Here is a 10,511-nt window from a genome sequence, read left to right on the forward strand (position 1 = left end):
GGGTGGGCCCGGTCGCGGGCGACGGGCTGGTCAATGAGGTGCTGCGTCGTCATCGCTGCTCCTTCGCGGTGTGGGCGTCGACGGCGGTGTGGGCCTCGACGGCGGTGTGGGCCTCGACGGCGGCCGTGACGCCGGCGTGGGCGGCGGTGGCCTTGCACCAGCCGGTGTAGACGGCCAGGTGCAGGACCGCCTCGCGGAGCTGGTCGGGGGTGAGCTCGTCGTTGACCAGCCCACCGGTGGCGATGATCTGGACGAGTTCGGGGCGGCCGACGGTGGCCGCGACGCCGAGGGTGAGCAGCCGGCGGTCGCGCACGGACAGGCCGGGCCGGGCCCAGACCTGGGCGAACAGGTAGTCAACCGTCTCATCGGTGAAGGGGGCGCCCTCGCCCTGCAGGGCGGTGCTGAAGCCGGGGCCGTAGACGCGGTCCATCATCGCCAGGCCATACCGGTGCAGGTCGTCGCGGTTGTGGTCGCCGGCAACGGCGGGGTCGGTCGGGTCCAGGTCGTCCAGGTCGTCCAGGTCGAGGGTCTGCTCGGCGCGGGTCCGGGCCACCTCGACCAGGGGGACGTCGACGGACAGGGTCGCCGCGAGGTCGCGGGCGGCGTCGAGGTCCTTGGTCATCAGCGGCTGGATCGTCCGCCCGGCTGCTTCGGGCAGCGTGTCGCCGCAGCCGCGCAGCCGCAGCAGGGCGAGCAGGGTGTGGCCCTCGGGGTCGGCGGTGTCGATGACCTCGGCGAGCCGGGCGGGGTCCACGCCCGCGGCGCGAGCCAGTGCGGTCGCCTCGAACACGGCACGCCAACTGCCATAGGTGACAACATTTCGGGCGATCTTGGTGGCCATGCCGGCGCCGAGCGGGCCGCAGTGCACGACCTTCCTGGCCCAGTCGTCCAGCACGGGCCGCGCGGCGTCCACGGTGGCCTGGTCCCCGCCGACGATCGCGACCATGCCGTGGTCGGCGGCCCGATCGCCGGGGGTCACACCGCAGTCCAGGAAGCCCACGTCGTGTCCGGCGCACAGCGCCGCCAGCTCGTGCACGACCGGCAGTGCGACGGTCGACAGCAGGACGACCGTCAGCCCCGGGTGGGCGCCCGCCAGCAGCCCGTTCTCGCCGCCGATGACGTCGCGCGCCTGGTCGGCGGTGACGACGGCGACCATCACGACGTCGCTGCTCCCCGCCACCTCGGCGGGCGAGCCCAGCGGGTCGCCGACGCCGGGCAGGCCCGCCGACGCGCCCGGCCGGACGTCGTGAACCGCGGGAACCCGGCCGCGCCGGGCCATGCTGACGGCGACCCCGCCGCCGATGATCCCCAGGCCCACCACGCCGGCCCGCAGCGTCTTCGACTCCGACATCATGCGTTCCTTCCACTGGTGGCCGGACCTGCGCCGAGGGCCGGACCTGCGCTGGGGGCCGGGCGTGCGCTGGGGGCCGGACCTGCGCTGAGGGCTGGATCAAGATCGGCCGCGCTCGGCCATGCGGCCTGCTCGGCGACCAGCGGGCGGTAGGTGCGCGTGGCGCGGGGCATGTTGACGCCGACGACTGCGCAGACCCGGCCATCCCGGCCGTGGAGGGCCGTCAGTCTGCGCTCGGCGAGGCTGCCCTCGACGATCCGTACCCGGTCGCAGCCCCGGAGCTGACCATAAATCTGGATCTTCAGGTCGTACTGGTCGGACCAGACATAAGGGACGGGATCGAAGGGGGTCGCGTGCTCCGGCCCGGCGAGAATGTTAAGGGCGACGGCCAAGCCCTGCTCGGTGGCGTTCGCGCGGTGCTCGATGCGGGTGCGCTGACCGGTGCGCGGGTGCGGCCACGAGGCGACGTCGCCCGCCGCCCACACGCCCGCACCGGCGTGGAGGGTGGCGTCGCACTCCACCCCGTCCCCGACCGGGACGCCGCTTGCGGCGAGCCAGCCGGTGTTGGGACGGGCGCCGATGCCGACCAGCACGGCGTCGGCCTCGACGGTCCGGCCGTCGGCCAGCCGCACCCCGGTGGCCCGGCCATCCTCGGTCAGGACGGCGTCAACCAGGACACCGGGGATGATCCGCACCCCGTGCTCGACGTGGACCTGGGAGAGCATGGCGCCCAGGTCGGGGCCGAGCGCGTCGGCCAGCGGTACCGCCGCATCCGTGACCATGGTGACCTCGGCGCCCAGCTCCCGGGCGACGGCGGCCGCCTCGGCGCCGACGAAACCGGCGCCGACGATCACCAGCCGGCGTCCGGGCCGCAGCTCCTCGCGCAGCCCGAGCGCGTCCTCCACCGTGCGCAGGACGTACACGCCGGCGACGCCGTCGGTGCCCGGCAGTCGACGGGCGGCGGCCCCGGTGGCCACGACGAGCGCGTCGTAGCCGACCCGGCTGCCGTCGGCCAGGGCGACCTCGCCTGCCCCGGTGTCCAGGGCGACGGCCGCGGCGCCCAGCCGCAGGTCGAGCCCGAGCGCGTCGAGCGCCTCGGCGCTGCGCAACCGCAGGCGGTCGGCGTCCCACGCGCCGGACAGCAGCTGCTTGGACAGCGGGGGCCGGTCGTAGGGAAGGTGGGGCTCGTCGCCGATGAGTGTCAGCCGCCCGGTGTAGCCGTCGCGCCGCAGCGCCTCCGCGACGCTCAGACCGGCGGCCGAGGCACCGACGACGGTGACCCGGGACGGGGACGGGGCGGTCACTGCCGCACCTCGATGGCGGCCGCCGGGCAGACCGCGGCGGCCTTGCGCACGTTGTCGTGCTGGTCGGCCGGCGCAGTGGCGTCGAGCAGGATCACGATGCCGTCGTCGTCGCGCTGATCGAAGACGTCAGGGGCGGCGAGCACGCACTGGCCCGCGCCGCAGCACTTGTCGACATCAACGGAAATCTTCATGGGAAACCTCCGGGCAAGCCCCTTCCATGGGGCTTCGCCGACCGGGGGACTGGCAGATTTCGTGGTCTCGGTCACCTGTCGACCCCGGTCACCTAACTAAGTTAGGTCGGACTGTACCCACGACCCTCGTGGTAGGCAAACCGCGCCGAATTAAGTGTGACATCTACGGTTCGATCGGACATCGACCGTTCTGCGACGTCCCCGTCGATGTCGTTTTGGGATTCGCCGGTGGAAATTCCGGCCTATTCATGTGCGCCAAGAATGCCGGCTGATGAATCTCCGTCGCCGGGCCGGTCCGAACTTCCGGCCAGGATGGCCCTGAGGTGGCGCGAGGCGGCGGTTTCCGGGGGAGTCGACCGGAAGGGCGGCGAGGCGCCCGGCGTGTTCGCGACGAGAGAGTCGAGCAGGCCGTCGGCCAGTTGCAGCGTCAGGTTCTCCGTCGACTCGTCGGGGAAGAGGCTGTGGTGGAGCGTCACCATGCCGTGCAGCCCCGCCCACAGGGTCTGCGCCGCCTGCTCCACCGGCAGGGACAGCGCATACCCGGTCTCCTGGCAGCGCCGGAAACCGGCGCGGAAACTGGCCGAGACGCCGTGGGCCGGATGCCCGCTGATCCTCGCGACCTCGACCGTCGGCTGCGGCACCTCGAACATGAGTCGGTAGTGCCCGGGGTTGCTCAGCGCGAATTGGCAGTAGGCATGCGTCTGCGCCCGCAGCGGCTCGCGGGGATCAGTGCCGTCGCTGGCCGCGTCCGCCCGCACCATGCTCGCGACCAGGTCGTCATATTTGTCGGACAACGCCGCCCAGACCAACCCCGCCTTGTCGGGGAAATGCAGGTAAATGCTCGGCGCCGCGACGCCGACCTCTTTGGCGACCGCGCGCATGGTTAGTTTCTCGGCGCTGCCCCACTCCACCAGCAGGCGGTTCACCGCGGCCAGGATCTCCCGGCGAAGCTGCTCACCCTGCCCCCGCAGGCTGCGTGCCCTGCCCGAGCCGCCCGGCCCGCCGCTCGGGGACCGCGCGGTCGCCACCGGTCACCACCTCCATCCAAAGCGTACGCCGGGCCGATCCGCGCTCCCGGATTGCGTGTTGTTGGCAGGTGGGAGACAGACAGCCGACCGTCGACGTTCTCCCGCTGGACTGGAAACCCAGGGGAACGGGTAGTGCAAGATGGGGATATGACGGAAACACGGGCGCCAGACGGTCCTACGAGCACCTTCGATGCACAGAGCCTGTTCGATGAGGATTATCTCTACTTCTATGCCACCCGCCTCGCGGATCCTCGCAGCGACGCCCAGACGCAGCTCATCTGGGAACTGCTGGAACTCGAGCCCGGCATGGCCGTACTGGACCTTGCCTGCGGGCACGGCCGGATTGCCAACCGTTTGGCCGCTCGTGGCTGCCGGCTGACCGGTCTGGATACTACGTCTCTGTTCCTCGAACATGCCCAACGCGACGCCGCCGAGCGAGGTGTCAACGTGGACTACGTCGAGGGGGATGTTCGCGCACTTCCTTGGACGGAGAATTTCGATCGGATCATCAGCTGGTCCACGTCGTTCGGCTACTTCGATGACACCGCCAACAGAAAGGTCCTCGCCCAAATTGCCCGTGCCCTCAAGCCTGGCGGACGGGTCGTTCTGGATCTCAACAATCGCGACTGGTTGGTGCGCGAGTTCCAGTCTGCACTCGTCGTCGAGCGGGACGGCGACATGCTCATCGACCGCAACCGGCTGGAACCCCTGACCGGAAGAGTCGTCACGGAGCGAACCGTGATTCGTGGCGGCAAGACCCGCCGCATACCATTCTTCGTTCGACTGTTCACCTTTACCGAACTACGTGACTGGCTGCTGGCTGCCGGATTCGTCAGCGTGGATGGCTGCGGACAGGGCGGCGAGCCGTTGTCCTCGGCGAGCCCACGCCTCATTGTGGTCGCGTATCGCTGATCCCCGACGGTTCTGACCGGCGCCGGTCTTCCCGTCTGGGCGGAAAGTACTGTCGATGGTGGTCGGCAGGTGGCTGGCAGGCGTGACTCGACCTGTTCGGCCGGCTGGCTACGAGGCGATGGCGGCGGCGCGGCAGGCGAAGTCGTCCCGGGTAAGGCCGGCGAGCATGAAGTCGGAGACGTCGGCGTAGGTGATCGTCAGGTGCAGGTCGGTGCCCGTGCGGTAGTCCCCGGTGCGCGGGCCGCCGGTGAGCAGGGCCGGTCGCACGATGGTCCAGGTGGTGGCGCTCGCCCTGATGAGCTCCTCCGTACTCGCCTTGTCGCGCATCAGGGATCTGATGGCAACCCGGGCGATGGCGACGTGGAGGTTGCGGTGGCGGCTGTCGGCCACGCCGTAGCCGCTGACGGCGATCAGGCGCCGCACAACCGGGGCGTCGAGGTGCGTGCACGCCTCGTGCGGGCGTCCACCGCGGGCTCTCCGCTGGTCGAGTTCGATTCCTCGCCGGTGGGCATGGTCCGGCCGTTCGCGACGAGGGAACCTCGTTTCATTGTCAACCGCCCAACCGTGAGGTGAGCGCCGATCCGGCCGGGGTGGCGGCAGCCGAGGCGGTGCTGGCCCGGCACGGGGCTTCGCGGTCGCCCGGTTCCGCGGGGTGCGGTTCGCGCAGCTCCTCTACGCCGGCGACTCGTTGGCCGGACCGGTCTGGGCGTCGCGGGACTGGCAGCAGGCACTGTCCATCCGCGAGCGCCTGTTCCGCCTCGCCGTGGAGACCTGCGTGGAACTGGGCCGCGCGGCTACGGTCTCCTGAGGCGCCGGTAGACGGAGGTATGCGCCGGTAGGCGGAGGCAGACGGAGGTAGGAGGAGTCAACGGTGGAGCAGGTATGCAGCGAGTGCGACTTCGACGCGTCCGCCGCCGGGGTCGGGCAGGTCGCCGCCGATCTCGGCCCGGTCGCCGAGCGGATCGCCGAGCATCTGCGGGCCCTGCCCGCGGACGTCGTGCGCCACCGCCCGGGACCAGGTGTGTGGTCGCCGATCGAGTACCTCGGGCATTTGCGCGAGTCGATGGCCTTCCATCGTTGGCTGATCGAACGGGCCGCTGCCGAGCAGACCCCGGTGATCCCGGCCGTCGACCCCGACGCGTCCGTGGCCGCGGCGGATTACCACAACGGCGAACTGGCCGATCTCCTCGGCCAGTTCGAACGCCGGGTCGCCCGCCTGCGCGAGACGATCACGCAGCTCGACGAGGACCTGGCGCGCCGGACGATCGACCTCGACGGGCGGATCGTCAGTGTCGCTCTGGTGGCCCGCAGCGCGCTGCACGAATGCCACCACCATGACGGTGACATCGTCAGAGCCGGTCAGGGCCGGTCAGGGCTGACGCGCCAGCCCTGACCGGCACGTGTCAGCGGGGGGAACCGAGACGTATGCCGGTCACGCTGCCCCAGGAGTACCAGGCGAGGGAGAAGGAGGCCCTGCGGTCCGGCGGGACGGGGAAGTCTCCCCAGCTCACGTGGGTGCAGGGAAACGATGTGCACTGCGTTTCGCCGAGGTGCTGAGAGCAGTAGTCGGCGATGAGCGGCACCCGCGTACCGTCGGCCAGGACAAGACTCGCGGCATTGCTCGAAGACACGCTCGGGCACACGAGTGAGGACTGGTTCGCCAGCTTCTGGTAGCGAATCAATGCCCGCATCGTGCCGTCGTTTCCGACGCTTATGGACGTCAGGGTCACCCGCCAGGAACCGTCACCGACGAAGTCCCGATTGATGGCATAGGTTCCCGGCACGGGTGGCTCCGGGCCCGAATCCGTGGTCGGCGTGGGAGTGTTGGCCGGCGCTGTTCCCTGGCTCGGCGAACCGGCGGGGCGGGAGGCCGAGCCGGCATCGGTGTCGGGGTCGTCTTTTCCCGTGAGGTGAAGCCGCGGAAGCAGCAGCGCAAGGAGAATGGCGACACCGACGGGAACAGCCAGCCAGGGCACCACGCGACGGCCCACGGCGGGACCGGGTTCCCGCTGCGCCGGTGGGTGCGCGATGCCGCCCGGCGGGTGCGCGATGCCGCCCGGCGGGGCGGCCGGTGGCAGCCGCGGCGACACCGGCGGGTGCGGCGCGGGGCGCTGCGTCGACGCGGTGATGGTCATGGGGCGGCCGGCCTGGCGGAGCAGCGTCGCCGCGGTTCGCGCGTCGGGTCTTTCGGCGGGGGCCTTCGCCAGCATTGCCCACAGGACACCGCCGAGTGGGCCAATTCGCAGGCCGGGGCGCGGTGGCTCGAAGAGTATTGCGGCAAGCATCGCGGCGGTGTTCTCGCCGCCGAAGGGAAGAGCGCCCTCGACCGCCTGGTAGAGGGTGACCCCGAGCGAGAACACGTCGCTACGGAGGTCCGGCGGCCCGCCGCCGAAGCGTTCCGGGGCGATATAGGCCAGGGTACCGACGACTCCGGTCGCGGTGAGTGTGCTGTCGTCGTGGTGCGAGGCGATGCCGAAGTCGGTGAGCAGGACCCGTCCGTCCTGGGTGAGCAGGATGTTGGACGGCTTGATGTCGCGGTGCGCGACCCCGCGATCGTGGGCGAAGGCGAGCGCGTCGGCCGCGTCGGCGCCGATCCGGGCGACCTCGTCGACGGACAGCCGCCGAGCGCGCAGGCGGTCGAGGAGCGAGTCGGACTGGGTGATCAGCTCCATGACGATCCATGGCAGGCCGGCGTCGTCGAGGACATCGTGGACGGTCACGATCCCGGGATGGCTGCGCAACCGAGCCGCGTGCTCCGCCTCGCGGCGTGCACGCGCGACCCGCTCCGCACGCTCCCGGGCGGAGACGTCGGCCGGGAGGCGAACCTCCTTCAACGCGACGTCCACTTTCAGCGTCTCGTCGCGGGCGCGCCACACGGTGCCCATTCCGCCGGCGCCGAGACGGTCGAGTATCCGATACCGGCTTCCGACAATCCTGCCGACGGCCTCATCTTTTCCGGTCATGTCGGCGCCCCCCGGACGATCCGCCTGGCCGGTCGGACGAGGCGCGCTTTGTGACGGTAAGCATAGTATGCCCGCAGACGGGCGATGCGCCGTGCTCGGGGTATCGCCGGCGCCCGTCACCATGACGGTGACATCGTCAGGTTTCGCGTGGGCTGACGGGTCCGCTGGATTCCGGGTCGGCCAGGGCCGCGAAATCGAAGCTGCTGGTGTGCCGCTCCCGGACGGTCCATCGGTGCCGGCCGTCCGCCGTCGCGGCCGCGGTCACCTCGCCGCGCACGATCGCGCCCCTGATCTCGTCGTACCTGGTCCCCTCCTCGGCGACGCAGCACACCGCGTCGCCGACGCCGACCCCGGCGGCGGTCCCGGTCGGATCGGCGAACTCGACCGTGATCTCCTCCCCGTGCCGGTCGGCGCCGGCCAGGGTGCCGACCGGCCAACCGGCCGTGTCCACGTAGGCGACGACCATCTCCGCGGAACCATCGAGGAACGCCGAGAGCTGCTCGGCGCCCATCGCGATCCGCCGGCGGCGCTCAGCCGGCATCGTCCGCTCCTTGCGGGTCGGGTGTGAACAGGGCGGTGAGCGGGGTCACCCGGATGATGATCCGCCTGCCGTCGAGCAGTCTCTCCCGGACCCGGCTGACGACGTGGGGCGGCGTCACGACGTGGGGTGTCACGACGTGGGATGTCACAACGTGAGGTGTTGCGCCGTGAGGTGTTGCGACGTGAGGCGGCGTGGACGGTCCCGGCGTCGGATCCTCGCCGTCGCGCATCCAGTGCTCGATACTCCCCTCCCCGGGCTGCACACGCCCCCAGACGCTGAGCACCCGCCGATCGGCGGCCCGGTCACGGGGCACCATGACCACGCACACCCGGCCGTCGCGCCGCAGGTGGGTGACCTTCGCGCTCCTGCGGTAGGTGTTGAACTCCAGCGTTCCGTCGCACCAGCGGACGGTCATCGGGTAGCCGATCGGCCCGCCGTCCGCCCCGGTCGTGATCAGGAAGCCACGCGTGTGCTCGGCGAGGAACCGGCGGTGTTCGCCGGTCAGGGGATCGCCGGGCGGTTGGCCGTCGTGCCCGCGTCGGTCGGGTAATTCCGCGCCCGGACCGGCGGCGGCATTCTCCGTCGGAACCGTCATATCCGATCTCCCTCCGGTGGGAACTGGGACGAAGCTGCCGAAGCCTCGCCCCCGATGAAACCCCGCGTTCACGGTGCGATGCACGAGACCGAGACTCCGGCTTCCTACGGACGGGGCGGTGAGGACGGACGGGGACAGTTTCTCCGCGTGGCGGGCTTGACCTTTACGCCTACGGCAACTCCTACTGTCGGCGGCATGAGCGCCTCCTCACCCGCCGCCTCCTCACCCACCTCGTCGACGCCCACCCCGCCGGTGTCCGTCCCGGCCGCCGGTCGGCAGGTGTGTCTCGCCGCGCACCCGGCCGGGCTTGCGACCCCGGAGGACTTCCGCGTGGAGCTGGCCGCGGTCCCGGCCGCGCGGCCCGGCCAGGTCGTCGTCCGCACGACCCTGTTCGCCCTCGACGCCGCCGCTCGCCTGTTCCTCGGCGGCGTCGGTCTGCCGCTGCCCCGGCTTGCCCTCGGCGACGTCGTGCCGGGGGCGGCGCTCGGCGCGGTCGTCGCCAGCACCGACCCCGGCTTCGCCGTCGGCGACGTGGTCTGTCACCAGCTCGGCTGGCGGGAGTTCGCCGTCGCCGACGCGGCGGCGCTGCGCCGGGTCGACAGCGCCGTCCTCCCGAGCCCGACCGCGTATCTGGCCCCGCTGTTGACCGCCTGGGCCGGTCTGGTCGTCGCGGCCGAGCTGCGCCCCGGCGACACCGTCTTCGTCTCCGGCGCGGCCGGGGCGGTCGGCGGCCTCGCCGGTCAGATCGCCCGGCTGCGCGGTGCCGGCCGGGTCATCGGCAGCGCGGGGTCAGCAGCCAAGGTCGCCCACGTGACCGGGACGCTCGGCTTCGACGCGGCCTTCGACCACCGGGACGGCCCCGTCCTCGACCGGCTGCGCGAACTCGCCCCGGACGGCATCGACGTCTACTTCGACAACACCGGCGGCGCGCAGCTCGCCGCCGCGATCCGCCTGCTGCGCCCGCACGGCCGGGCGGTACTGTGCGGGCTGCTCGATCGCCAGAACGGCCCGCGGCCCGGCCGCGCCCACGGCGAGGAGACGACGCCGGACCTGGGCTACGCCATCGCCAACCGGCTCACCCTGCGGGGTCTGCGCACGGCCGACTTCGCGGACCGCCGCGCCGAGGCCGAACAGCAGATCGGCCATTGGCTGGCGACGGGCCGCCTGCGACTCGACGAGACCGTCGTGGACGGGATCGAGAACGCGCCACGGGCCTTCGTCGACCTGCTGCGCGGCGCGTTCACCGGCCGAGTCCTCGTCCGGATCGACGGGCAGCCGGATGACAAGGCCGACCTGTCATCTCTGGACGAGTGAGACCTCTGGTGTTCGGGAGGCAGTAGGTGATCGGCTGGTGGCTGCGGAGATCTTGCGGTGGCGCCAGGTCTTCGCGGCTGCCTGCGGGCCGGCGACCGGTCTGTGGTGCGGTCCGCGGCATGACGGGCCTAAGTAGGCGTGTGGCACCTGCCGGCGCGTCCGTGCCTTGTCTCGCGGCGGGGTGAGCGAACGGGCGGGTAGGCCGTGAGGTGGCGTGCGGTCTCACCGGTCGGGTGGGGATAGTGGGCTGGCCGCTGGTCAGGTGACGCCGGCGAGGAGATCGATCGGTGGGTGGGTGTAGGGGTTTTGGCG

General features: G+C 71.5%; 12 protein-coding genes. 4 read left to right on the plus strand and 8 right to left on the minus strand.

All coding sequences use genetic code 11. The features are described from left to right. Positions 1–49 precede the first annotated feature (49 nt). The 4 genes from NBZ83_RS24815 to NBZ83_RS24830 form a co-directional block, all read right to left on the minus strand. Positions 50–1,351, minus strand: coding sequence for an NAD(P)-binding domain-containing protein (locus tag NBZ83_RS24815; RefSeq protein ID WP_261575902.1), 1,302 nt, complete (start codon positions 1,349–1,351; stop codon positions 50–52). Continuing rightward, a complete protein-coding gene (locus NBZ83_RS24820; protein WP_261575903.1) occupies positions 1,351–2,655 on the minus strand; it encodes an NAD(P)/FAD-dependent oxidoreductase in 1,305 nt (434 codons plus the stop codon). Before NBZ83_RS24820 ends, NBZ83_RS24815 begins: the two co-directional genes overlap by 1 nt. Further along, positions 2,652–2,846 (minus strand): ferredoxin, encoded by a 195-nt coding sequence (locus NBZ83_RS24825; RefSeq protein WP_261570738.1) that lies wholly within the window; start codon positions 2,844–2,846, stop codon positions 2,652–2,654. Before NBZ83_RS24825 ends, NBZ83_RS24820 begins: the two co-directional genes overlap by 4 nt. Positions 2,847–3,088: 242 nt before the next feature. Next, complete coding sequence (locus NBZ83_RS24830; RefSeq protein ID WP_261570737.1) at positions 3,089–3,874, minus strand: TetR/AcrR family transcriptional regulator; 786 nt, start codon at positions 3,872–3,874, stop codon at positions 3,089–3,091. 147 nt (positions 3,875–4,021) lie between these two features. On the opposite strand from NBZ83_RS24830, the gene NBZ83_RS24835 reads away from it, so the two are divergent. Then, positions 4,022–4,786: a class I SAM-dependent methyltransferase gene (locus NBZ83_RS24835; RefSeq protein ID WP_261575904.1), complete on the plus strand. Its 765-nt coding sequence runs from the start codon at positions 4,022–4,024 to the stop codon at positions 4,784–4,786. A gap of 108 nt (positions 4,787–4,894) precedes the next feature. Here NBZ83_RS24835 and NBZ83_RS34005 read toward each other — a convergent pair whose 3' ends face one another. Next, entirely contained in the window at positions 4,895–5,209 is a 315-nt protein-coding gene (locus NBZ83_RS34005) for an NAD(P)H-binding protein (RefSeq protein WP_368861902.1), read from the minus strand. A gap of 229 nt (positions 5,210–5,438) precedes the next feature. On the opposite strand from NBZ83_RS34005, the gene NBZ83_RS24845 reads away from it, so the two are divergent. Continuing rightward, positions 5,439–5,594: a hypothetical protein gene (locus tag NBZ83_RS24845; protein ID WP_261575905.1), complete on the plus strand. Its 156-nt coding sequence runs from the start codon at positions 5,439–5,441 to the stop codon at positions 5,592–5,594. Between the two features lie 63 nt (positions 5,595–5,657). Beyond that, positions 5,658–6,179, plus strand: a complete 522-nt coding sequence (locus NBZ83_RS24850; protein WP_261575906.1) for a DinB family protein — start codon at positions 5,658–5,660, stop codon at positions 6,177–6,179. Between the two features lie 10 nt (positions 6,180–6,189). On the opposite strand, the gene NBZ83_RS24855 is transcribed toward NBZ83_RS24850, so the two are convergent. The 3 genes from NBZ83_RS24855 to NBZ83_RS24865 all read right to left on the minus strand — a co-directional run bounded on the left by NBZ83_RS24855 (position 6,190) and on the right by NBZ83_RS24865 (position 8,885). Then, complete coding sequence (locus NBZ83_RS24855; protein ID WP_261575907.1) at positions 6,190–7,749, minus strand: serine/threonine-protein kinase; 1,560 nt, start codon at positions 7,747–7,749, stop codon at positions 6,190–6,192. Between the two features lie 136 nt (positions 7,750–7,885). After that, positions 7,886–8,290, minus strand: coding sequence for a hypothetical protein (locus tag NBZ83_RS24860; RefSeq protein WP_261570732.1), 405 nt, complete (start codon positions 8,288–8,290; stop codon positions 7,886–7,888). Then, complete coding sequence (locus NBZ83_RS24865; protein WP_261575908.1) at positions 8,280–8,885, minus strand: pyridoxamine 5'-phosphate oxidase family protein; 606 nt, start codon at positions 8,883–8,885, stop codon at positions 8,280–8,282. The genes NBZ83_RS24860 and NBZ83_RS24865 overlap by 11 nt, the downstream gene beginning before the upstream one ends. A gap of 195 nt (positions 8,886–9,080) precedes the next feature. On the opposite strand from NBZ83_RS24865, the gene NBZ83_RS24870 reads away from it, so the two are divergent. Then, positions 9,081–10,199 carry an MDR family NADP-dependent oxidoreductase gene (locus NBZ83_RS24870; RefSeq protein ID WP_261575909.1) on the plus strand — a complete coding sequence of 373 codons (1,119 nt, stop codon included), beginning with the start codon at positions 9,081–9,083 and terminating at the stop codon, positions 10,197–10,199. The last annotated feature ends 312 nt before the right edge of the window (positions 10,200–10,511 follow it).

The sequence above is a fragment of the Frankia gtarii genome (genome assembly GCF_025403375.1).
In the GTDB taxonomy this organism is placed as follows: Bacteria; Actinomycetota; Actinomycetes; order Frankiales; family Frankiaceae; genus Frankia; species Frankia gtarii.